General features: G+C 47.4%; 22 protein-coding genes, 1 tRNA gene, 1 pseudogene and 1 riboswitch. Of the genes and pseudogenes, 13 read left to right on the plus strand and 11 right to left on the minus strand.

Going from position 1 to position 22,654, the window contains the following annotated elements; genetic code table 11:
- Window positions 1–22: 22 nt before the first annotated feature.
- The gene (locus tag GA0061071_RS07620) at window positions 23–2,386 is read right to left on the minus strand and encodes a TonB-dependent receptor domain-containing protein (protein ID WP_088236793.1); all 2,364 of its coding nucleotides are present in this window, start codon (window positions 2,384–2,386) and stop codon (window positions 23–25) included.
- A gap of 224 nt (window positions 2,387–2,610) precedes the next feature.
- On the opposite strand from GA0061071_RS07620, the gene GA0061071_RS07625 reads away from it, so the two are divergent.
- Window positions 2,611–2,892 carry an Rdx family protein gene (locus GA0061071_RS07625; protein ID WP_088236794.1) on the plus strand — a complete coding sequence of 94 codons (282 nt, stop codon included), beginning with the start codon at window positions 2,611–2,613 and terminating at the stop codon, window positions 2,890–2,892.
- Window positions 2,893–3,014: 122 nt separating this feature from the next.
- Here the strand turns inward: GA0061071_RS07625 and GA0061071_RS07630 are convergent, their stop codons facing one another.
- From GA0061071_RS07630 to crcB, 3 genes are all read right to left on the minus strand, one after another.
- On the minus strand, window positions 3,015–3,272 hold the full coding sequence (locus GA0061071_RS07630) for a hypothetical protein (protein ID WP_134318552.1): 258 nt from the start codon (window positions 3,270–3,272) through the stop codon (window positions 3,015–3,017).
- 645 nt (window positions 3,273–3,917) lie between these two features.
- Window positions 3,918–4,100, minus strand: a complete 183-nt coding sequence (locus tag GA0061071_RS07640; RefSeq protein WP_061497343.1) for a con-10 family general stress protein — start codon at window positions 4,098–4,100, stop codon at window positions 3,918–3,920.
- Between the two features lie 321 nt (window positions 4,101–4,421).
- A complete protein-coding gene (crcB, locus tag GA0061071_RS07645) occupies window positions 4,422–4,799 on the minus strand; it encodes a fluoride efflux transporter CrcB (RefSeq protein WP_061497344.1) in 378 nt (125 codons plus the stop codon).
- Window positions 4,800–4,880: 81 nt separating this feature from the next.
- Window positions 4,881–4,950, minus strand: a riboswitch (Fluoride riboswitch).
- 155 nt (window positions 4,951–5,105) lie between these two features.
- Between crcB and zinT the strand changes: the two genes are divergently transcribed.
- Window positions 5,106–5,750, plus strand: a complete 645-nt coding sequence (gene zinT, locus GA0061071_RS07650) for a metal-binding protein ZinT (RefSeq protein WP_088236795.1) — start codon at window positions 5,106–5,108, stop codon at window positions 5,748–5,750.
- Window positions 5,751–5,808: 58 nt separating this feature from the next.
- Here the strand turns inward: zinT and GA0061071_RS07655 are convergent, their stop codons facing one another.
- Window positions 5,809–6,168 carry a hypothetical protein gene (locus GA0061071_RS07655; RefSeq protein ID WP_061497349.1) on the minus strand — a complete coding sequence of 120 codons (360 nt, stop codon included), beginning with the start codon at window positions 6,166–6,168 and terminating at the stop codon, window positions 5,809–5,811.
- Window positions 6,169–6,560: 392 nt separating this feature from the next.
- Between GA0061071_RS07655 and GA0061071_RS07660 the strand changes: the two genes are divergently transcribed.
- Both GA0061071_RS07660 and GA0061071_RS23835 read left to right on the plus strand, forming a co-directional pair.
- Window positions 6,561–6,818 (plus strand): YjhX family toxin, encoded by a 258-nt coding sequence (locus GA0061071_RS07660; RefSeq protein WP_061497351.1) that lies wholly within the window; start codon window positions 6,561–6,563, stop codon window positions 6,816–6,818.
- A 321-nt stretch (window positions 6,819–7,139) separates the two neighbouring features.
- Window positions 7,140–7,363, plus strand: a pseudogene (locus GA0061071_RS23835) (arabinose operon transcriptional regulator AraC); the annotation flags it as partial.
- A gap of 114 nt (window positions 7,364–7,477) precedes the next feature.
- Here GA0061071_RS23835 and GA0061071_RS23440 read toward each other — a convergent pair.
- Complete coding sequence (locus tag GA0061071_RS23440; RefSeq protein ID WP_167352630.1) at window positions 7,478–7,618, minus strand: hypothetical protein; 141 nt, start codon at window positions 7,616–7,618, stop codon at window positions 7,478–7,480.
- A gap of 133 nt (window positions 7,619–7,751) precedes the next feature.
- Between GA0061071_RS23440 and GA0061071_RS07665 the strand changes: the two genes are divergently transcribed.
- From GA0061071_RS07665 to GA0061071_RS07695, 8 genes are all read left to right on the plus strand, one after another.
- Window positions 7,752–8,888 (plus strand): D-alanyl-lipoteichoic acid biosynthesis protein DltD, encoded by a 1,137-nt coding sequence (locus GA0061071_RS07665; RefSeq protein WP_061497353.1) that lies wholly within the window; start codon window positions 7,752–7,754, stop codon window positions 8,886–8,888.
- Window positions 8,885–9,007: a hypothetical protein gene (locus GA0061071_RS23700; protein WP_271044619.1), complete on the plus strand. Its 123-nt coding sequence runs from the start codon at window positions 8,885–8,887 to the stop codon at window positions 9,005–9,007. The genes GA0061071_RS07665 and GA0061071_RS23700 overlap by 4 nt, the downstream gene beginning before the upstream one ends.
- A 10-nt stretch (window positions 9,008–9,017) precedes the next feature.
- The gene (locus GA0061071_RS07670; protein ID WP_061497355.1) at window positions 9,018–10,136 is read left to right on the plus strand and encodes a membrane-bound O-acyltransferase family protein; all 1,119 of its coding nucleotides are present in this window, start codon (window positions 9,018–9,020) and stop codon (window positions 10,134–10,136) included.
- Window positions 10,133–11,566, plus strand: a complete 1,434-nt coding sequence (locus GA0061071_RS07675) for an AMP-binding protein (RefSeq protein WP_088236796.1) — start codon at window positions 10,133–10,135, stop codon at window positions 11,564–11,566. The genes GA0061071_RS07670 and GA0061071_RS07675 overlap by 4 nt, the downstream gene beginning before the upstream one ends.
- A 17-nt stretch (window positions 11,567–11,583) precedes the next feature.
- Complete coding sequence (locus GA0061071_RS07680; RefSeq protein WP_061497358.1) at window positions 11,584–11,805, plus strand: acyl carrier protein; 222 nt, start codon at window positions 11,584–11,586, stop codon at window positions 11,803–11,805.
- Between the two features lie 239 nt (window positions 11,806–12,044).
- Window positions 12,045–12,974 carry an AraC family transcriptional regulator gene (locus GA0061071_RS07685; protein WP_245191405.1) on the plus strand — a complete coding sequence of 310 codons (930 nt, stop codon included), beginning with the start codon at window positions 12,045–12,047 and terminating at the stop codon, window positions 12,972–12,974.
- 190 nt (window positions 12,975–13,164) lie between these two features.
- Window positions 13,165–14,496, plus strand: a complete 1,332-nt coding sequence (locus tag GA0061071_RS07690; RefSeq protein WP_088236797.1) for a glycoside-pentoside-hexuronide (GPH):cation symporter — start codon at window positions 13,165–13,167, stop codon at window positions 14,494–14,496.
- A gap of 52 nt (window positions 14,497–14,548) precedes the next feature.
- Window positions 14,549–16,150 (plus strand): glycoside hydrolase family 43 protein, encoded by a 1,602-nt coding sequence (locus GA0061071_RS07695; protein WP_088236798.1) that lies wholly within the window; start codon window positions 14,549–14,551, stop codon window positions 16,148–16,150.
- A 162-nt stretch (window positions 16,151–16,312) separates the two neighbouring features.
- Here the strand turns inward: GA0061071_RS07695 and GA0061071_RS07700 are convergent, their stop codons facing one another.
- Window positions 16,313–17,827, minus strand: coding sequence for an EAL domain-containing protein (locus tag GA0061071_RS07700; RefSeq protein ID WP_061500147.1), 1,515 nt, complete (start codon window positions 17,825–17,827; stop codon window positions 16,313–16,315).
- Between the two features lie 385 nt (window positions 17,828–18,212).
- A complete protein-coding gene (locus GA0061071_RS07705) occupies window positions 18,213–18,662 on the minus strand; it encodes an NUDIX hydrolase (protein WP_061497367.1) in 450 nt (149 codons plus the stop codon).
- A 340-nt stretch (window positions 18,663–19,002) separates the two neighbouring features.
- Between GA0061071_RS07705 and GA0061071_RS07710 the strand changes: the two genes are divergently transcribed.
- A complete protein-coding gene (locus tag GA0061071_RS07710; protein ID WP_061497369.1) occupies window positions 19,003–20,418 on the plus strand; it encodes a glutamine synthetase family protein in 1,416 nt (471 codons plus the stop codon).
- A 218-nt stretch (window positions 20,419–20,636) separates the two neighbouring features.
- Here the strand turns inward: GA0061071_RS07710 and GA0061071_RS07715 are convergent, their stop codons facing one another.
- From GA0061071_RS07715 to GA0061071_RS07725, 3 genes are all read right to left on the minus strand, one after another.
- Complete coding sequence (locus tag GA0061071_RS07715) at window positions 20,637–21,785, minus strand: PD-(D/E)XK nuclease family protein (RefSeq protein ID WP_088236799.1); 1,149 nt, start codon at window positions 21,783–21,785, stop codon at window positions 20,637–20,639.
- Between the two features lie 297 nt (window positions 21,786–22,082).
- On the minus strand, window positions 22,083–22,298 hold the full coding sequence (locus GA0061071_RS07720; protein WP_088236800.1) for a hypothetical protein: 216 nt from the start codon (window positions 22,296–22,298) through the stop codon (window positions 22,083–22,085).
- Window positions 22,299–22,514: 216 nt separating this feature from the next.
- Window positions 22,515–22,590, minus strand: a tRNA-Thr gene (locus tag GA0061071_RS07725).
- Window positions 22,591–22,654: the final 64 nt, after the last annotated feature.

A 22,654-nucleotide genomic window follows, 5' to 3' on the forward strand; every position in this document is an offset into this window, starting at 1 on the left:
CTGCCCGAGCGATAACATCGTCTTAGAAGTCGACATTGACGCCCAATTGCCAGGTGCGTCCCGGCATCACCGCCAGCGCTTTATCGTAGGCATTCTGGTTGGTGGACTCTTCCTGAGTACGGCTGTTCAGGTAGTCCCAGTACTTACGATCGGTGATGTTGTAAACGCCGCCGTTAACCTTGACGTGTTTCGCCACCTGCCAGTACGCCGTCCAGTCCAGCAGACCGTAGCCCGGCACGCGCATATACTCGACACTGGAATCCCCCAATGCACCGCCGGTATTGGTGTAGGACTGGCGGTTGGTGGCGGTCGCCTGCTTGCCTTTGACAAAGGTGGCGGTCAGCGCAGTGCCGTAGCGTTTTGCCGGATCATCCCAGGCAACGCCGACGATGGCTTTCATTGGCGCGACGCTGTCGAGATCGACGTATTTGTCGCCGGAGTAGCTGGATTTGGACTTCCCTTGGGTATAGCCGTACGCCAGCGTGGCGCTCAGGCCGTTCAGTTGTTCGAACCAGGTGCCAACGTTGAATTTCGCGCTGACTTCACCGCCATAGATAAAGGCCTTGTCGCGGTTTTCAGCCTGATAAGTGGTGTAGATATTGGAAGGAACGTTGGTGAATTTATCCGGGTTGCCTGAACGGGTGTAACGGGTATAGGCGATAAAGTTTTTATAGCTGTTGTAGAACAGCGCCGTACGCAGCGTTACCCCGTCGGTGACGTCGCCCTTCATGCCCCATTCCAGGTTGTTGCTGGTTTCGGTTTTCAGATCGGTGTTGCCGATCAACGCATACTGCCCACGCCCGGCATAGCTTGAACCCAGGTTCCAGGAGCCGTACAACTGACTGGCGTTCGGGAACTCCGCCCCGCGTTTATATTGCAGGTAGGTCATCAGGCGCGGCGTGAGGTCGTACTGGAAGGTCAGCGACGGCAGCAACTGGGTGTCTGAATTTTTACCGTACAACGACGAGACGGACGACTCCGTCAGCACGCTGCTGTTGGTCGTCAGGCTGGAGAGGTTATCCGGTTTAGTGGACTGATGCACAACGCGCGTGCCCGGAATGATGGCGAAGTGGTGGCCATCTGCATCGAAGTTAATCTGATCCTGCACGAACGCGCCCACGGTGTAGCTGCGGCTGTTCGCCTCCGGTTGCATGATCACACTGAAGGCGCTCGGTACCGGCGACTGGCTAAACGGGCGTTCGGTTTTGCTGGTGCTGGCGTTAAAGCCTGCGCTCAGATCATGACGACCGAGCGTTTTCGCCAGCGCATTCTGAATGCCCCAGGTGTCGGTGTCATAGTTGGAGTAGACCGTCTCCATGCTACCGGTGGTGCTGTCTGGCATCCAGGTGCGGTCATGCGCCTCGGTGTGCTGGTAGTAGACTTTGCTGGACATGCTATCGAGCCAGTCGTTCATTGGCGTCCAGTCATCTTTCAGGCTAACGCCCCAGCGCCGGGTCTGGCTGGTTTGCTGCGCATCACCGAGGATCGTGCTGCCGCTGCTGTTCCAGCTATCGTAGTGGGTGTGGTTGGTCTTGTGGTAATAATCCAGCGTCGCCGTCAGTTTGTGCGCCTCATTGGGCTGCCAGATCCCGGAGGCCATCATCGCATCGGAGTGCCAGTTCGCCGGATAAGCGTCCAGAGTGCCGCTGTTGTTGCGGGTCTGCTGACCGTCGCGGCGGCTGTAGACAAAAATGCCGCGCAGAGTGTCGTCCCCGGCCGCGCCGGTTATGCCGTTGTGCCAGCTACGGTCTGCGGAGTCGTAATCGCTCTGATAACCAAAGTAGGTCTCTTTCCCCTGACGCAGATAGTCGTCGGCGGATTTCGGTTTAAAGGAGACGTTGCCGCCAATCGAGGTGTTGGCGTTATCCGTTGATGTCGCGCCGGACTGAATATCAACGCTACCGTACATATACGGATCGATGTAATCGCGGCCAATGCCGAAAGTGTTCAGACCTGCGCGACTGACATAGCTGCGGCCGGTGGCATCGGGCTGAGGGATCCCGTCAACATCAATGCCGACACGGTTGCTTTCCAGACCACGAATGTTATAGCCGGTGTAACCGCCGCGATCGAAGCCGCTTTTCCCGTTGCCGGAACCGCCGCTGGCGCCGGTGGCGCTGATCAACGGCTCATAGCGCATGATGGAGCCAAAATCTTTCGCGCCTTTATTTTGCAGATCCTGCGCGCTGACCGAATGGTCGCTCCCGGCTTTTAATACCGGCGCAGGCGCTGTGACGACCATCTCTTCAGCGGTATCTTGCTGGGAGTTGGCGGAAATTGCGGGGGTATCAGCCGCACTGGCGGAGGTCTGATACAGTGCTGCGAGTAGTGAAGTCACCAGCACGCGCTTGCTAAAGCGAGGCCGGGAAAGTTGCGATGTATACATAGTTTTGCAAGCCCAGGTGTTATTAGTATCAGGCTCACTGCTTACTTCCAGTCGTACGTGGAATTGTGCCGTGTCCGCACCCGACACTGATGGCCAACTCTCATCTTATTGAGCCAGATAATAATGATAATAATTATCACTTGCAATAACTTAATTATTCTTCACATTCCTCCCCATAGATTGCCTACAATGGTTGTCTATTACGCGCTTACGGTGACGATAAAATGAGCAAACCCATCATCACTCTGCATTACTGCTCCCAGTGTAACTGGATGCTACGCGCCAGCTGGATGGCGCAGGAATTACTGCATACCTTCAGTACCGATCTCGATGCGGTCACCCTGAAGCCGGGCACCGGTGGGATTTTTGTTATCGATATTGACGGTCACGTTATCTGGGATCGCAAGCAGGATAGTGGTTTCCCCGATGCAGCAGAATTAAAACGCCGCGTACGCGACTACTGCTTCCCGGAAAAACCGCTGGGCCATGTGGAGAAAAGCATGTAGGGAGGGATAAGGCGCAAAACAGCGCTTCGCGTCTCAGGCCCGTTGAAGTTCCCTCCTTTGCTAACACACAGAAAATAGCCTGTTGCGTGGGCAACAAAAAGGTCGCCGTAGCGACCTTTTTGTTACTTTTTCACCGGTTGCGGCTTCTTATCGCCGGACTCGGGTGCGTTGTGTGGATCATCTTTTTCAACTTTCAGCACAGGATCCTCCTTGTTGCCTTCCGTCTTTTGACTATAGATGCCCGCAGCGAAAAGAAGCCAGGCGGCAGACAAAAAAAACCGCTCAGACTGAGCGGTTGCAAGTGCGACACCAGGGTTTGGTAAATTGTAGAACTGCATGAAATATAAACATTTTTTGGATAACTTCAAGGCAATCACCATGAAAAAAATCATTCCCAAAGATCGTTATATTTCACTACAACAAGTTGTTTTATAACGATATTCTTGTAAACATTTTGCAAATAATTAGCAGACTCATTGTGAGCAATAACCAGGCAATTGCATACCTTCAGACACAGAGCGGATTTCCTGCTCCTGAGGGTGATTTTTCGCTATTTCTCCGTAAAGGAATATCGCGCTGTTATGGCGAATTATCTTCTTGCTGCGTCTGTATCCGGTTAGCGATTTTGTCAACCAGACGCTTTTGGCGTGGGGTAAGATGAAGGGATACGGCTGCCTCATTAATAGAAATAAGCGTTGATATCATTCTGTTAGGGTCGATATACAGAAAATTCTCACACCCTTCGATGGGCATTATCTCACTGGGGTTTTCTTGTTTATTTTCTCTCATCATTCTACTCAGGTATTTATTTCATAGCACAGCAATGTACACTTTGTGCTAATGAGCAATAATCTTTGCAAAAGATTACCGTCACATAATATTATGCAGGTCGCCATCTATTAATTTCACAATAAAGAATCAGTTAACGAAATATCACATTCAACATAACGAGATAAACGAGCCGTTTCCGACCCGCTTGTTATTCACATACCATTTTAATGATGACTGACTACCATAAGTCACTATCAGGACTCAGATTTACGGCCACCACCATGACTGTTTTTGCCGCCTTTCTTACCGGCTTCGGATGCACGTTCGGGATCATTTTTAAAGTTGCCCCCGCTGTGCTGTCCACCTTTCCGTCCTGCTTCAGAAGCCTTTTCACGATCTTCTGCGAAATTTCCAGAACCGCCTCTATGTTCCGCCATATTATATCTCCAGTGGGTATTTTACTTGTAACCGAAAAAGTCATTAAGTACTTTAATCGATCGCGTTAGAGATTTAAGTTTGGTTGCTAATGAAAATTAGTCAACGGCATTCATAAAATTAATCATAATAAAAATTACGCAGCTTATTTTTACATTTAGATGCATATGTTGCATTTAAAATAAAACTTATATTTATAAAGGGGTTAAACGTCGATATATCTTCTAAAGAAATAATCAAAAAATGTTATTTATTTCCGCAGAATTTACCGAAGCGGTAATTCTGAACGCAGGGAGAACGCACGATTCTCCCTGCCACATCGATCAAAACAACGCGTTAACCACCATAAATCCCAAAGCCGTCATCAAAATCGCTCCTACCACATGCACCAACACGGAGGTCATTGCCCACAGATAATCCCCTGTTTGCAGCAATGCAAAGATCTCCAGTGAAAATGTTGAAAAGGTCGTCATGCCGCCGCACAAACCGGTGGTAATTAGCAGTCGCCAGGTGGGATCAAGATTCGGCTGCCGGGTAAAGAACGCCAGCGCGCCACCTATGATTAACCCGCCAAGCAGATTCACCAGTAAGGTGCCGGGTGGCAGATTGGGAAACAGAACATTCAACCGAATGGAGAGCAACCAGCGGATAACGCAGCCCGCAGAACCCCCGATCATCACAGCAAATAAAGATTTCAGCATGTTTTCCTCATTAATCGTGCGAATGATGGAGACATGCCGGGAGGGGAAAATTTAAAACGCCCGACATGCCTCCGTTAAAGAGTCATATCAGGCGTCATCAGCTTCTCAGGGAAGCGGTTGGGTAAGGTGGAACGCCATCACCTTAGCGCGCATTGTTGACGATTTTCACTTTCCAGGCAAGCGCAGGGCGTGCAGTAAGCGTAAGGAAAATCGCTAACGATTTTCTCTGTGTTGACATAGGCGGCAAAATCAATTGTTATATTATAACATTTCATTTTGTCACAAAGGATAACCAGGGACTACACGATGATCATGAAGAAATCCGCGTTCTTACTCGGTATGGGCATGTTGCTTGGTAGCGCTCAAAGCGTTGCCCACGATCACCATCACGGTAAACCGCTGTCGGAGGTTGAACGCAAAGCCAGCGAAGGCATTTTTGATAATAAAGAGGTAAAAGACAGAGCGCTGAGCGACTGGGATGGTATCTGGCAATCGCTGGAACCTTACCTGCTCAATGGCGATCTGGATCCGGTGCTGGAGAAAAAAGCGAAACAGGGTGACAAAACCGTTGAAGAGTACCGGGCTTATTATAAAAAAGGCTACGCGACAAACATTGAGATGATCGGCATCGAAGACAACGTAATCGAATTTCACTCTGGCAATACGGTGAATCGTTGCCGTTATGATTACGCCGGGTACAAAATCCTCACCTATGCCTCTGGTAAGAAAGGCGTTCGTTACCTGTTTGAATGCACAGACAGCCAGTCAAAAGCGCCAAAATATGTGCAGTTCAGCGACCATATTATCGCGCCGCGCCGGTCACAACATTTCCACATTTTCATGGGGAATGTCTCACAGGAAGCGCTGCTCAAAGAGATGGATAACTGGCCGACATACTACCCGTACAATATGACCAAGGCGCAAGTGGTCGAGGAAATGCTACATCATTGATGTTTCCCGGCGGGCGGTAGACGTGCCACCTGCCGGGCTGTGATGGCGTTACCGCGCATCACTCTATTTGCGCATCCACTTTAATGATCGCCTGACAATCTTTTTCGCGCAGCCCATAAACCTCTGCCAGACCGTTCTCGCCGCAGCCTGTCGTGGCTAAATCCCGTAATGCGGCTTGCGCATAGTCGTAGCCATTTTCAGCCAGCAATTTCTGCGCCTCGTCGCCAAGCGTCGTGCTTGTTGCCCCGTTGCTCATTGCATCCAGACCCGCGTTACCAATCGCGCCCTGCTGAATAGCAGCCCTGATGGTTGGACTCGTCGCCAGTTCAGGCCAGCCATTAATAAAATCAGCCACGGTTTTGGCGTGTGAAGTGAAAGAGAGAAAGACCAGAGGAACGATGAAAAGAGTGCGTTTCATATAACCTTCTTACTTTTATTATTTGAATGCCCATCATATTCCGTGCCAAAGCCAAAAAACAATTATCCCTCTCATTGCACGGCTTTATTCCATTCTTTTCTCTGTCGCCACTGCACCACACTGAGACACTGTGGTGTGCTCTACTAACGCCAATTGTCGTATCCCGTCACACTTCGGCGGTGGATTGATTTCCCCCTCAACGGGCTGTGATAGTATCCATCACGTTATTCCTGTCCACACTCACCGAGGCTTTGATGCTGGAGAATGTCATCATCAGATAATCAGCGTCCCGACCTGCACAGGCCGGACTGATTATCGCTGCGCTTAAACCTTACGCGAACACCTGCGGGTGTTGGCTCGTTTTTGCTCATGATGATGAACAGGTTTTCAGTATGAATTTATCCCGTCCGGAACAACGTACCTTACACGTTCTCGCCAAAGGCGGACGCATTGCGCATATCCGCGATGCATCAGGCCGTATTACCACCGTTGAATGCTACACCCGCGAAGGATTGCTGCTCAGCGATTGCACGCTTGCGGTGTTTAAAAAACTCAGGAGCAAGAAGCTGATCACGTCGGTGAATGGTCAGCCATATCGTATCAATCACACCGGACTGAGCCATGTTCGCGCCCGGACAGACAACCAGTAAGGAGCACAGGTAAAAAAGCGCCTCTTGTCTGAGGCGCTTTATCTTCCCCGCTGTAGAACCTGTCCCCCTTTCACAGTCATCTGCGGATAGCCGATTGTGACTAATCGATAACGCGTTTTTTATGACAACGGCCTCACTGAAAAGAGAATGTGCTGCGGGCCCCCTGTATCCAGGTCGATAATGTGTGGCATCGTGCGACAAACATCGCGAACACGGGATCATCTGTGGATTTACTTTACTCCGCGCCCCTGCTGACTGGAGTGGCTAAAGTGGGATAAAAGTATTCCCGACATAGACCAACCCGGGTCACGGTGCCGGCAGCACAGTCACATTGATGAAGAATTGAAAGTCGAAAACTCACCAGCATGGAGTTTCAATCCCCTTCCCGCTTCGCGCATCTGCGTAAAAAAGATTTCGGCGTTACCATTTATGCCTGGCGTGAACAACAACGAATAAACCGCGCGCGTTGACTTATCCCGTCAAGGTTATTACCCATATTTAAAATTGTTCAATCAGTGGGTTATGGCGACCCGGTCTATTTCACTTAAATATTTCGCAAACATAATCGCATCCCGCCGACGGAGTATAAAATGCGATGGGAAGATGAATAATTTGCCTGGTAATCAAACACTGAAACCGGGCGAACGCTAAGCCGATCCTTATTGCTGTTTGCCATTGGGATGGGCGTAGCGCGTATGACTCTCATTCGCGAGAGCTACGCCAAGCCGTTTCCCCTCCACGTCCACACCGCCCGCGTGAAGATTCACCCCGTAATATGACGCCAGATCAAATCTGTACATACCGTTACACAGCAACACTCATCATCTGTGAGGCGTCTGGTATATAGTGTCGTGAACATAGAGGTCGGTTTGCTGTGAAGATAAAAAGCAACAAACTTTAAACAAATAAATATTATGCTTTCTTAATATTATAATGAAACTTAAAAATACACTCTGCCTACATATCTCGATGGCGGCCCTTGCCATCCTGTTTTTATGTGTTCACCCGCTGGTGAACAGCTTTGATCCGCCGCTTACATTTCAGCCGTTGATTAAATCAATGGCAGGCACACAAAAAGAACAAGCTGAAAAAATAGCCACTATTTCTCATGCATTACAGGGCAATGCGATTTTTTTCATCGGCGCTTCTGAAGTCGCCACCTCAGAAGATGAACATTACGCTGTATATAATTACTTTAATAATGATTTGCATCGTCCGGTGGTCGCATTTGGTGACAGCTTCGATGATAGTGTTACACATTTTTTACTGTTCTCACGTTTTAAAAACGACCTTAATGCAAACAGTAAAGTGGTGTTGTTACTTTCACCGGACAGTTTTTATTCATTCGGCGTTCCGCCCGCTATTTTTGCAGATAATTTCCCGGCCCCCGTGTTTAATCCATTAATCCAGGATGAGCAAGCGCGCCCCTTCCTGGTCAATTACTTACGCAATATTGATAAAAAAGAGATCAGCCATTTAACCTTTTCGCAAATGAAAATTTATGGCTGGCACGCGGAAAATATCTGGCAGGAAGTGAGTTTCCAGTTTGCTAATTTCTGCACACTGATTAAAAACGACTGGCTGGCAATGCTACACATTGAGCCGGAAGAGACTCAACCGTGGCCGCAACACCCCACATCCGTCGTAACACCGGACTGGGATAAAGAGTTGGCTCATGCCCGCGAGCTGAACGCATATCGTCAGCAAAGCGCCGCCACGCTGTGGATGGACAAATCCATTTATGAACCGGGCGAAAAACCGGAAGTGTGGGATGACTCACCTGTCGTTCCGGCACAAATACAGGCGTTTGAAGCCACTATCAAGTTATTGAAATCGCGCCATGTTCAGGTCGTGGTCATTATTGATGCCATCAACCGGCGGGCCGTGCAGAACCCGGAACTGGTGCAGCCCGCCGTGACTCAGGCAACGGCAATTCTGCAGGCAAATCAGATCCCTTACCTCGATATGTACTCCATGCCTTATCAGGAGGGCTGGAACTGGGATCGCCTGCACCCAACCGACCTGGCATGGGTACCGATGGACCGCTTTATTCTGGAGAGTTTTAAATGATGAAAAATGCTATTCGCCTTTTTTTCCTTTATCTCCTGCTGGCGGTCACCATCATCGCGTGGTCTTCGGTGGATGAGAGCATGAGTTTGAAAGTGCATTTTGAATATCAAAAGTTCTGAGGAATGAATGATGTACAGCTCCGGAACGTTTTTTTTATACCTGTTCTCATCGGCGTTGATCTTCGCGCTGGTTAACCGCGTATTGCACTACCGGTTGACCTATTTATCCGCATTTTCCGTACTGGCCGCGGTCGCCTGGGGCTATATCTTCCAGGGAGATTACGCGGTTCCCGTCGCGGTCTTCTTCAGCTTTTACGCCATTGTCACCTTAAAAGAGAAAGGCTGGTTGAAAACCTGGCAGGCAGTCACCCTGACGCTGCTGCCGCTGCTGTTGGTGAAACTACACCTTAACAATCACTGGGGCATGATCGGCTTATCGTTTATGACCTTCCGCGCCATTGATGTTCTGCTGTACCGCAGCAAAAAAGATGGCCGTCATTTTCTGCACTATTTCTGCTACCTGTTTATGCCATTTATTATTCTGGCAGGTCCCATGTATCGCTGGCGGACCTGGGTGACGGACATTAATAAACCGGTATTTAGCCTGACCCGTGAGCAGTTTTTAACGGCAATGGAGCAAATTTTTACCGGCATCGTGCAGAAGTTTCTCTTCGCAATGCTTATCGACAACCTGGTGATCCAGTCGTGGAGCCATCGTCCGTTTACCCTCAGTGTAGGGGTGGTGATGTCGCTGGCTTACAGCGCCTATTTGTGGTTCGACTTTGCCGGTTACAGCAATATGGCGATTGGCGCCGGGCGCTTGTTTGGCCTGAATATTCCGGCGAACTTCAATATGCCCATTCTGGCGAAAAACCCGCAGGATTTCTGGCGACGCTTCCACATCAGTCTCTCTGAATGGCTGAGAGACGTGGTCTTTATGCCGATTTATATGAACTTAATGAAGCTCGACTTTTTCCGTCAGAACAAAACGCTGGCGCAGAACATAGGTATCTTCTGCACGCTGTTTTGTATGGGAGCATGGAACGGGCTCGAAAGGCACTATGTTATCAGCGGCGCGCTGTTTGGCGCTATTTCCGTTGCGCACAACATGCTTCAGTGGTCAGCCAAACGCAGCCCGGCGCTGACCACCGGGTTACAAAACCCGGTGGTTATCTTCCTGGGCCGCATTTTAACGCTGGCAAGTGCTGCGGCTTCTCTTTACATCTTTAGCGGAATGTCACCTCTATGAACCTTCACACCGAGCTTCAGGAATTGCAGGATTTCCTGCGTGCGGCATTACTTGATCCCGCGAATCCACAGCAGTTGGCCATCAGCGGCAGCGATGAAGCCCTGACCTGGCAACAGCTTACCACCGCCGTGACAGACTGGTCACAACGCTTACAGCAGTGCCAGTTACCCGCCGGTACGCCAGTGGTGCTGTACGGCCACCAGCAGGCGGAGTTCGCTGTGGCCATCTATAGCTGTCTGCTGCATAACATTCCGTATATCCCGGTGGATTGCATTTATCCGCAGGAACGGCTGAAAGAGATATGCTCGCTGGCAAGCGCGCCGTGGTACTACGACATTGCCACCCGGCAGTTCGTGGCGACCGGTGAAACCGGCAAACCACTCGAAGAGCAGGATCTGGCGTACATCATGTTCACCTCCGGCAGCACCGGCAAACCCAAAGGTGTGCAGATCGGGCGCGAAAGCCTGTGGCACTTTATGAAATGGGTTCGCCAGGACTTTTCACTGCCGCCGACGCCGGTGCTGATGAACCATGCGGTGTTCAGCTTCGACCTCTCGTTGATTCCGCTGCTGGCGAACCTGGCCACTGGCGGGCATATCGTACTGAATGCGAAAGAGGATATTGCCGCTGACAACTGGCTCGATCGCCTGAAAAGCAATCAGGTTTCCGTGTGGGTATCCACGCCTTCCTTTGCTTACCAGCGTCTGCTCTCGCCGCAGTTCAACAGCGAATACCTGCCCGACCTCAACGTGTTCGTGTTTATTGGCGAGGTGCTGAACAAGGCGTTGGTCAAACAGTTACGCCGCCGCTTTCCGCAGGCCAAAATTCTTAACTCCTATGGCCCAACGGAAGCGACCATCGCCACAACGGTGATTGAAATCACCGACGAGATCCTGAACAGCGAGAACGATCTACTGCCGGTTGGCACGATGATGCCGGACTCGAGAATGGAAATTACCCCGGAAGGCGAGCTGATCATCTGGGGTAAAAATGTGATGCGCGGTTATCTCGGGCTGCCAAAAGAGAACGCCGAGAAGCTGCTGCACCGTGAGGGCGAAGCATTCCGTGGCTACAGAACCGGCGACCTGGGCTACGAAGATGGGCTGCTTTACTGCCAGGGGCGTAACGATAGCCAGATTAAATTGAATGGTTACCGTATCGAGATCAACGAGATCGAAAACCGCCTGCTGGCAATGTCCGGTATCAGTGAAGCGGTGGTTCTGCCGCTGATGAAATCCGGCGGCGGTGTGCTGCGTATTGCAGCATTCTGTGTAACGAAGCTGGCACCGGAAGCGATAAAAACATCGCTCTCGAAGGTGATCCCGCCCTATATGGTGCCTTCGCAAATCATTATCAAAGACGCTTTGCCGCTCAATCCCAACGGCAAAATTGACCGTAAGCTGCTGGACACTCATGCCCGCACGAACTGATGATTCAGGAAATAGAGATGGAACAAGAAATTCTCGCGCTGTTTGAAAAGATCTTATCCCGCAAAGTGGGCTTTAACGATGAGCTGATTGAGTCCGATATCCTCGACTCGATTCTGGCGGTGGATATGGTGCTGGAAGTGCAGGATGTTTATGGCTGCATGATCCCGCCTACCGAAGTGGCGACCGTGCTGAAAACCCCGGCGGATCTCGCACACTTTATTGAAGAGAACCGCAGCTAAGCACGCGGGTAGCGGCATATTTTCACCCGATACAAAGACCCCGGCCCACCGGGGTCTTTTTTTTGTGTAAACAGGCGGAATTGACTGCTGTTTAGGGTATGGCTTTATGCCCTGCTTTACGCTACCCGCACCAGTTCGGGAGCTCATATTTTCAGTGCAGCCGCCAGGAAACTGGAAGTGAGGTGTTCATCAGCGACGCTCGATCCGGCTAACATTATCCGCTACGAGTGACGGCTATAATGGCGACACACAAGGATGAGACATTAACGCTAACGACAGCCATTATGCGAAACTTAATCAATGAAGATCATTTTTTTGAAAATTTAGAAACGTCGACAGAACTGGATTACGTTTTACGCGCAGGAGAAGCCGTCCCGGAAGAGGGATTAGCTATCAAACCACATATGCATCTGGAGCATGAAATTATGTGGTTCCATAAAGCGCAGGGCAGTTACAGTATTGGCAGTGAAAAATTCGCGATAAAAGACAATACGTTAATTTATGTTAGCCCATTGGTACTCCATGATATGGCGCTGGAATACACCGACGATCATGAGCGTTTTCTCTTTCAGTACGATCGGGCTGTACTCAACAGATTAAAATATCCAATTCCCTCCATGAATCCACACATTGGAATCATAACTCAACCCAATGAATTGTACGCTGAGAGAGTACAGTTTTTATTCAAGTGGCTGGCACAGGCGCATGAAACCGAACCTTCAACAGACGACATCAACCCGGTAATGATCCTCTTACTCAATACTGTTTTTCAGTGTGCCTCCAGCGCACAGGCAATATCACCGGAGAAAGACAATCTCTCATTATTTGAAAAAATGATTAATTTTATGGAGGAAATGGAAAAACGAACCTCTTTGAATATCAGTTTGCATGAAGCCGCCGACACTGTAGGCCTCTCTTCATGCCATTTCTCCCGGACGTTCAAAAAAATCATGCATATCAGCTTTAAAGAGTATCTGTTACGCAAGAAAATCGCCCGCTCCGTCGATATGCTGCGCAATACCGCGCTAAGCATTACCGATATCGCTTATCAGTGCGAATTTACAGATGCGGCATATTACTGTTTTCAATTCAAAAAACTCATTGGCGTTACCCCGAAAAAATTCAGGAACCATAGCCTCACCAGCGTGCAACTTCACAAAAACCGCTAATGAACGGTTTGATACCTCTTTCTCACGTTTTTACGTTAAGTGTGATCGTTACGGCCATGCTGGCGCAAAAAAATTATATAAAAAAGCCTCGTCGATACATTTTTTATGATTAATCAGAATTACCTTTTCATCAGGTAACAGAGTTGTTCGCGTTAACGCTATTTTAGACTCCTTATGAAAAGGTATAGTTATGAATAGAATCGGATTCAAAGAAAAGATTGGCTATGGAATCGGCGATGGCGCATCGAATATTATCTGGCAAACCATCATGCTATTCATGGCCTATTTTTATACTGATGTGTATGGGCTTAGCGCTTTTCATATGGGCACTATGTTTCTTTTCGTCAGGGTATTTGATGCGTTCGCCGATATCTATATCGGCTATATTGCCGATCACACTCAAACCCGACATGGTCAGTTCAGGCCTTATTTATTATGGTTCTCGTTACCCTTTGGTATTTTTGGCGCATTAACCTTTTACACACCCGAATTAGGTGAAACAGGTAAAATTATCTATGCTTATATTTCTTATACGACTCTGTCCATCTTCTACTCACTGGTAAACGTTCCATACTGCGCATTAATCAATAATATTTCCCAGGATGCAAAAGAAAGGGTGTCAATTCAGGCATACCGTTTTGCTTTCGCGGCGTTAGGCGGCATTATTGTCTCCGTTATAGCCCTGCCTTTAACGAAAATTTTAGGCAATGGCGATCTGCAAAGAGGCTACTTCTGGGCCATGATCATCATGGGAGGCCTGAGTACCGTGCTGTTCTTCGCTTGTTTTTCCATGACCAAAGAACATCACCGTAAAGAGATCGACAAAACGCGGAAATTTAGTGGCATTTATAAAGAACTGTCGGTTCTTATTAAGGATCATAACTGGCGATGCATCTTTGCACTTAACATCGTGAGTCTTATCGCCGGGATATTAAAAACGGGCGGCGCCATGTACTTTGTTCACTATTATTTGAATCGTCCCGATTTAACCAGCACAATTTTATTAGTCATTCTCGGCACCCGGTTTGTTGGCGCGGTGTTCACCACTTCATTATATGGAAAATTTGATCGGTTAGTGTCATACAAAACGTCGTTACTTCTTCAGGCCGTCGTCCTGGTAGCGCTGTTTATGGTTCCGTCTGAATACATTATAGCAATCTGCATTATCATCAGCGTAATTCATTTCATCGACGCGAGCTCAGCGCCGCTGCAATGGAGTCTGCTGAGCGATATTATCGATAATGTCGAGAAAAAATCGGGAATATCGCTTAGCGGCCTGGTTTTCTCTACCAATCTCTTTGCCATTAAAATTGGTATTGCGGTTGGCGGCGCGATTATCGGCTGGTTACTGACCGTTGGCGGTTATGTGGGAAGTGCCGCCGTACAGACGGATATGGCCGTCCTGGTCGTCCGGCTGATCTTTACGGTTATCCCTGCTATCTGTGTTGTCATGATGTTTTTTATTATGACCCACTATCGAAACGATCCTGTGTATACCGAACCGGCGACAACCATGGTGTAAGAACAAAATACAGTCGCTAATTTAATCATATTTACCTTGTAGGGAGTCATTTATGACAACAATTACTAACCCGGTAATTCCTGGCTTTAATCCTGACCCATCCATTATCAGAGTCGGAGACGCGTACTATATTGCCACGTCGACATTTGAATGGTTTCCCGGTATCTGTCTCTATAAATCCTACGATTTAAAAAACTGGCAACGGATCGCCTATCCGCTTAATCGGAAAAGTCAGTTGAATATGATCGGCAATCCCGATTCTGGCGGCATATATGCGCCCTGTCTGAGTCATGATGGTGGACGTTTTTATCTCATTTTTACGGATGTGAAAAATGTCGCGGGGCGTTTCTGGGACACCAATAACTATATGGTGACCACGGATGATATCGAAGGCGAATGGTCTGAGCCTGTTTATCTTCACAGCCGCGGAATTGACCCGTCTCTGTTTCATCATAGCGATGGCACCAAATGGCTGGTGAGTATGGAGATGAGCCATATGGATGGCGGCGAACCCGGCTTCCCGAAATGGAACGGTATAATTATTCAGCAATATGACGAGCAGACGAAAAAATTAGTGGGCGAATGCCGCAAAATTTATGCGGGTAGCACGTTGGGCATCACTGAAGGCCCGCATATTTATGAAATCAACGGTTGGTTTTATCTGTTAACCGCCGAAGGCGGGACGTTTTACAATCATGGCGTCACGATAGCGCGTTCACGTCATCTGTTTGGGCCCTATGAAACCGATCCTGTCGGCCAGATGATGACGTCACGTTATGACTGTCGTTTGCCATTGCAGAGAGTCGGGCATGCGGATTTGTTTGAAAACAGCATTGGGGAATGGTTTATCGTGCATCTGTGCGGCCGACCGCTGCCATCAAAAGGACGCAGCCCAATGGGTCGTGAAACGGCTATTCAACAGGTTTACTGGAGTGATGACGGCTGGCTACGGTTGGTGAATGGTAAAACAACGCCAGAAATGACGGTGCACACACAACTGGAAGAGCGTGCATGGCCTGCCCCCCCCGTACGGGATGAGTTTGATTCACCAACGCTCCCGCTGCACTATCAGTCATTACGCATCCCATTAAGCGAGGATATGTGCACGCTCGATGAGAGAAAAGGATGGTTGCGTTTACGGGGCCATGAATCGTTGAGTTCACACCATTATCAAAGTCTGGTAGCCAGAAGACAGACGGATTTTGCGTTCACCGCGCAGACCTGTGTTGATTTCAACCCACGTTCTTTCCAACAGATGGCCGGCTTAGTCTGTTTTTACGACACCACAAATTACATTTATTTGTATCTCTCCTGCGATGAGAGCGGAGAGCGAACCGTGAATTTGATGGTCAATGACCTCAACAGATTCTCGATGCTAACCGGTGAAGGCATAAAAATAGCACGCGAAGGCTATGTTTATCTTCGGGTTAACGTACAAGACGACCGGGCTAATTATTACTATTCTCTGGATGAAGAGACATGGATCCCGGTAGGGGACTATGTGGAATACAGTAAACTCTCCGATGAATATTTCAAAGAAAGAGGCATCGAGCGTTTCACTGGCGCGTTTGTAGGAATGTGCTGTCAGGATTTTACCGGCGAACATCGCTATGCAGATTTTGACTACTTTCACTATGCAGCGAATAACCGGTAACCGGCTCGGGCAACCAGAGTAGCGTTCAGAAATAAGCCTTCCCTACGAAACCAGCTATCGTGCGGAAGGTTTTTCCACTTTATTCAACCTCAGATTTAAACTGGCGAGCGACACCCGTGTTGGGAACAGGAGGGATCGCATGCATGAAAGGATAATTACGCATCATGCCTTGTCATCACGCAGTATTGCCTCTATCCCGGTAAGCTCTACCGCACGGGAAAAGTACCACCCCTGAGCACAGCACTCCGGCAAATTTTCTTTAAGGAACTGGTATTGCAGTTCATTTTCAACCCCTTCGAACACCACTATTCGCGGCATATTCCTGAACATACCAATCAAGCCGGGAAGGATATGCTTATTGATTGATTCGGTGCCGATAGAATCGGTTAACGATTTATCAATCTTTATTTCATCGACATCAAGTAAGGATAACCAGCTCAGATTCGAATAGCCGGTCCCGAAGTCATCAAGGGCAAAGAGAATGCCCTGCGATTGATAAAATTCAACAGACTGCTTGATCTCTTCGATACTCGCACTTTGTCTCTCGGTGATTTCCAACATGAGAGAACCACCGGAAATCCCCTCTTTCTGCATGGTGTTGACCAGCGTTTGACGAAACAATTCAGAGCAAATATCAGAGCAACTGACGTTAATGCTGAGCGTTATAGCATGTTCCTGTAAAATCGACGCACACTCTTTTATTGAATTCTCAACAACATACAACCCAATTTTATTTATTAAGCCATTTTGCTCTGCGAGAGGAATGAAGATATCAGGGCCGATATTCCCCACTTTATCATCATTCCAACGGATCAGCGCTTCAATGCCAATGAGGCTGTTATTTTTCACCCGATAAATAGGTTGATAAACAAAATGCAATTTTCTGTGGTCTATTGCATATTCCAGCCGGGAAAGCAACGACTGGTTTTTCTCAAGGTTATTAATAATAAGCGCACTGACAAGCAGGCCAATCACCAGTGAAATACTTAACAAGAAAACCAGTGCATAAACATTACCGTAAAAAAAGAAAGGAAGTTGCGTTCCAGCGATAACACAAATGTCATTTACTGAATTACAGGCTCTTATCAAAATAAAAGATAACGCTTGTTCTCTTCCATGTTCTATGGCTTCAAGCTTGTTAATATCTTTTCCTATCCTGAAAAAATGAGACTCATGATTATTATCGCCGACAATAGCATTAAAATTCATCTTATCCGCATCTTCCCAGAAGCGCTGAAAAGCAAAAGGCGATACGGTAATGGCAAAATTATCGGTATAAAGGATATCGGCAGTAATGCCCTCCTCTATCATGGCATCAAAAATCCAAGTATAACCCGCCCGGTCAACTTTATTTCTGAACACGTTCAGCGAAAGAGGAACAGTAAACTTGCCCCACAGCGCTGAGCAGATCACCCTGTCGTCTTTGATGTATGAGATATCTTTGATCAGCGGGTATGGCCATAAGCGTTTTCTGAGGGAATGCAAATACTGATCGCTGCACGGACTGTAGACAGCGAATTCATTGCGCAGAGCATCAATTTCCTTCACCTGCGAGATGAGACTATTACTTCGTGTAAGTATCGATTCGGCATATTTTTCTAATTTTTCATGGACGTATGCATAGGAAATGATCTGCGCAATGCCATAAAAAAAGATCAACGATAGCGCTAATGTCATTATGGATACAGACACTCTTTTTTTTAGAATTCTTATCAATTTTGACACCTTGCGGGCAGCCCTCTGCCCGTGCTTCACGCTTTCTGAATGTTGATGACTCCATCAGGCAGAAAAGTCGAAATCATCATCCGTTTGCCCGTTCTTTTTCATCTACATCATGCAACATCAACACTACTTGCTAGTGTTATCGGCGGTTTGGATAGAGACTTTAAAAATGACAAATAAAAGCGTTATTTTGATAAGGCGCTAAAATGCAGAGGATAAATTCAGTAAAGAATAAATAATCAGGCAAAGCGTTTAGTCTTTGGGAATGTTGAGACTAACACGATGCAGAACCGGCAGGAAAGATGCCGGCTTCCGGTCTGGCGGCATGAGGTAAGAGTGATTAACGTTGTATAACATTCTCAATTATTTTAGCAATATCAGTCGGGTATACCGTTTCCGTTGTTTCACTAAGCTCGTTTACATTCCACCAGCGATGTTGATGCATAACCGCTTTTTCATGACGACTCCAGCCCTCACGGCTTATATCACTGCCATCAACCTTTACCCAATAAAATTGCTCTATGGCCAGAACGTTCTCTCCACTGGGTAGTAACATTTCAAACGTTCGTTCCGCCACGCTTTCCCCAATAACGTCCCGGATAATCCCGGTTTCTTCGCGAAGTTCTCTTAACGCAGCATGAGCAAAAGACTCATTCTGTTCAACCCCACCGCCAGGCGTCGCCCAGTATGCACTCCCGGCTAAAGCATCATCCGTGTGCACGAAACGGAACAGGAGTACCTGACTGGCCGGGTTGATAATCAGTAGTCGTGATGCCTTACGTGTTCGCATCGAAAAATCCCTTTATGAAAGGCAATAGTCATTATTTGACCGGGCTTAATATAACAAAACTCCAGCCAGGGTTCTATTCGTCATTTCCAACCACATACTTTTCATTGTTAAATTAGCCTTTAAAAAAACAGCCTAATTTACCCGTTATAAAACCACATCATTAAAGATGTTATATAATTTACCCCCCAAAAAACATCGTTAACTGACACAGTTTCACAGCCATTTAAATTTATACTTTTTTTACTTCACCCATTTTATTCTTTATGTGTTTTTTATATCAATGTGCATTGCCGTTTTTTATACTCCTGCTGTCGCCGCCAGGCTTAGCTGAAAGATAACAATGAACACGATGCTGAAGTTTCCACTTTTACAGAACATCCGCACGCTTTTGACATTATCACAAACGTCCCAGATTGCTGACGTTGTGTCTAAAGAAAAAGGAAATGCTGAGAATGAATTCCAGCGCGAATTTCAACAAGAAGTGCAAACCTATCTTTTACACTATCCGGCAACAAAACACGTTGATATCTATCTGAACGATATCAACGGAACATTCAGAGGAAAGCGAATTGCCGTCGGGGATCTCTTTTCTGCGGCAAAAGGGTGTTATTTCCCGCAATCTGTTTACTCAATGGATCGGGAAGGTAAGGTGGTCTGCTCTACAGCTGATCAGCAGGTTCTGGATGAGCCCGACCGGGTTTGCCTGCCGGTAAAAGGGACATTGCGCCCCTCCGCTTACGATACCCAGGAGAACGCCCAGCTTTTGCTATCCATGCAGGATGCCAGCGGCGCACCGTATGCGCTTGAGCCGAGGGTGATTCTGGAAAATGTTGTTCGCCGGTTCCATCACCATGGTTTGTATCCGGTGATCGCACCGGAGATTGAATTTTACCTTATCGACAAGCAGACTCAGGCAATGCGCAGCCAGGGATGCTTCCACATGGCCGTCCCTTCTGCGTACGCCCCCTTCATCGAGCGCCTGGAGGAGATGGCGGCTGCGCAGAATCTGCCATTAACGGGGATTGTCAGCGAAGCAGAGCCTGCGCAATTCGAGCTTAACCTGCGCCACTCTCATCAGGTTGTTGAGGTCTGCGAGAATGTCCTCGCGCTACGCAGATTAACCAGCGTGATCGCTAATGAATTTGGCTACAAGGCCAATTTTATGGCGAAACCTTTTTCCCTGCTTGCTGGTAATGGCTTGCATTTTCATATCAGCCTGAATGACAGACAGGGTAATAACCTCTTTGCCTCTCCTGCCAACGAGTTGAACGAGATGACGCGCCTGTGCCTTGCCGGACTACTTCATCTTATGCCTGCGTCGCTGGCGATAATGGCTCCTGGTGTCAACGCTTTTCGCCGCCTGCGCAGAAACCTGGACGAGCCCTTGTTTAGTTCATGGGGTTACAACACGCGTTCCGCCGCATTACGCATTCCCTGCTCCAGCGAAGAGAATCGTCGCATCGAGTACCGACTTGCTGGCGCTGATGCTAATCCTTATCTGGTGATGGCCACCATCCTGACCGGCATACTGTATGGTCTGGAGAATATCGATGGTGATTCAGTGGATGATATTCTGCGCGAAGCCCCACCTTTACCGCTATTTCAGCACCAGGCAATCGCCGTTTTTCAGGAATGTCCCTATCTGCTCGACAGCCTGGGGCAAGCATTTTCCCGGCAGTGGATCCACAGCAAACTGGAGGAACTCACCCTATTCGAAGGCATTGTTACGCAAGAAGAAACGGCGATTTCGTTCTGATCCCCCGTTTTACTTTACGTCACTGCCAATGCCAAATGTGAGGGGATGATATCGCGGTTTATTATGCTATCGAAGGTTCAGGACACGCAGGAATAATAAACCGCTGACCAACTTATATTGGCTGGAATTTGTAGTATCGCCAGAGTACGATGTTTTTAATCTTTACTATAAAAGAGACAATACCATCGTCTCTGGCTTAAAAGATTCTTTCAGTTTAATTACTTTTCAGAACCGGATACTTTGGCAGCAAAAGAAATTTTCTCCTTCATCCATATAGTCATATCACGGAGTAGTGCCATTGCACCTGCTTTATCTTTTGTTAACCCCCAAAAACTCAATGTGAGGTGCCGTTCATTCTTTGAAAAAGAAACGCCAGAATCTTCAACACTGGCTGTTTTAATGAATTCATCTTTTTCGATTAGCGAATCCACTTCATTTTTAAGTGAGGATAAATCAGGATATTCATTAATGCTTATTTCACCATTCACATAAAACTCAATTCCAGTATCTTCTTTGGCCGGACGGTAGACTAACGTGATATACGAACTGCCATTTCCCCACTCAGCAGGTTTGTAGTTTAATGCTTTATAATCTCCAGCCCAATTATTAACACTTCTGACAATAGTGCTATCAGGTAAGATTTTTGCGACAACATCTTTGCCCTCCTGGTACACCGCGTCCTCAAAGAAGGCAAGGAGTTCTTTCGCTTTTAAAAGACGTTCGAAATTATGGGTAATGAAATCAGATTGTTCGTTATTCATAACGCTGCTCACTTTATCTTCACTCAACGCTAACAGATGTGATAAAAACTCTTTATAGAAGAAAAACCATTTATCTACTGATTCATATACGATGTCTTTACCTATCCGGGATAATGCAACATCAACTAACTCAGAGTAAGTTATCACCTTCCAGTCACACAATACTGGGTACTTATTCGTTGCCGGTTTCAAAATACACTTATAGATATTCTGATCATTATCAGTAAGATTTTCCAAACAAGATTCATAAACCTCAAATGGATTCTTTACTTCATGGTAAACTTTATTTTCAATGCCAATGATAAAATCGTCATGAATAATAACAATATCAAGCCGTTCGCCATTCTCGCAGGCAACTTCTCGTTGTACTCGTAGCGATGAGAAATCTATATTATCAACATCTTGCCCAAACAATTGCAGTAAAGCTTTTAATAACCAGGGTTGGATATTAGGATCTAACCCCATAAATACAGACATGATATCTGAAGTAGGATTCTCCAGATAGCCAGAACCGCCTATATCGAAAAAATTTGGTTCAGGAGTATCCTTGAACTCCATCTCTTCTACTTTTGTTAAAAAAGCGTCAGAAAGAATAGTCTCATACATTTCCCTAAAGCTCTCCAAAATTACGTCCTATAAAATCAAACTGGATTATCTAACCGATAAAATTATCCCCAATTTATTTCTTGTGGATATGGCTATTGTTAACAATCGCACAAAAAAGCGTTTAATTATTCTTTATCTGAAATTTTTAGTGAAACACGGGAAGGAAAACAGTCAAATTGAGGATAGAACAGTTTCCCGGCAAAGGCTCCGCGAAAGCGAACAGTAAGCTCGTCACGCTCCACTGATTTGATCAAAGAAAGAACGATGTCCCTCAGCCTGATGGCCGAGAGGATTGCATCAGTGTTTAAATACGCGACAGCCCCATACCACCAGCGCAGCAATCACAGCAGAGAGACCAAGCTCGATGAGCAGTAGTTTGGACTCATAGTCGTCCATTGCGACTTCACCATCTCCTTCAATAGGGATATAACGCATAAACGTTTCGTCCACCCAACGATCAGGAATTAAAAAGAACACCGCAATCAACACGACAATAAACAGGATGATTTTCATCTCACACCCCTGTGACTAACTTCAGGAAAACCACGAACATCCAGACGCCCCTAAGCCATCAGACCCTCTACACCACGGGCAGGCATGATAGAGATAAAACCCAGGCTGATGCAAAATCAAATTGCCGTTGTCCCTATGCATACCACCAGGCTGATACCCGAAGAGACGAAAGGGGTTATGTGTTGAGTAATTTGGAGACTTGGGAAGAGCTTGAAATGGTGCCGATAATAGGAGTCGAACCTACGACCTTCGCATTACGAATGCGCTGCTCTACCAACTGAGCTATATCGGCCCTGCGATGCGTTCACGAGCGTGAACCACGGGGTAGAAGGTTAAAACTAAGAGGGTGATGCGTC

Source organism: Kosakonia oryzendophytica (assembly GCF_900094925.1).
GTDB classification, from domain to species: domain Bacteria; phylum Pseudomonadota; class Gammaproteobacteria; order Enterobacterales; family Enterobacteriaceae; genus Kosakonia; species Kosakonia oryzendophytica.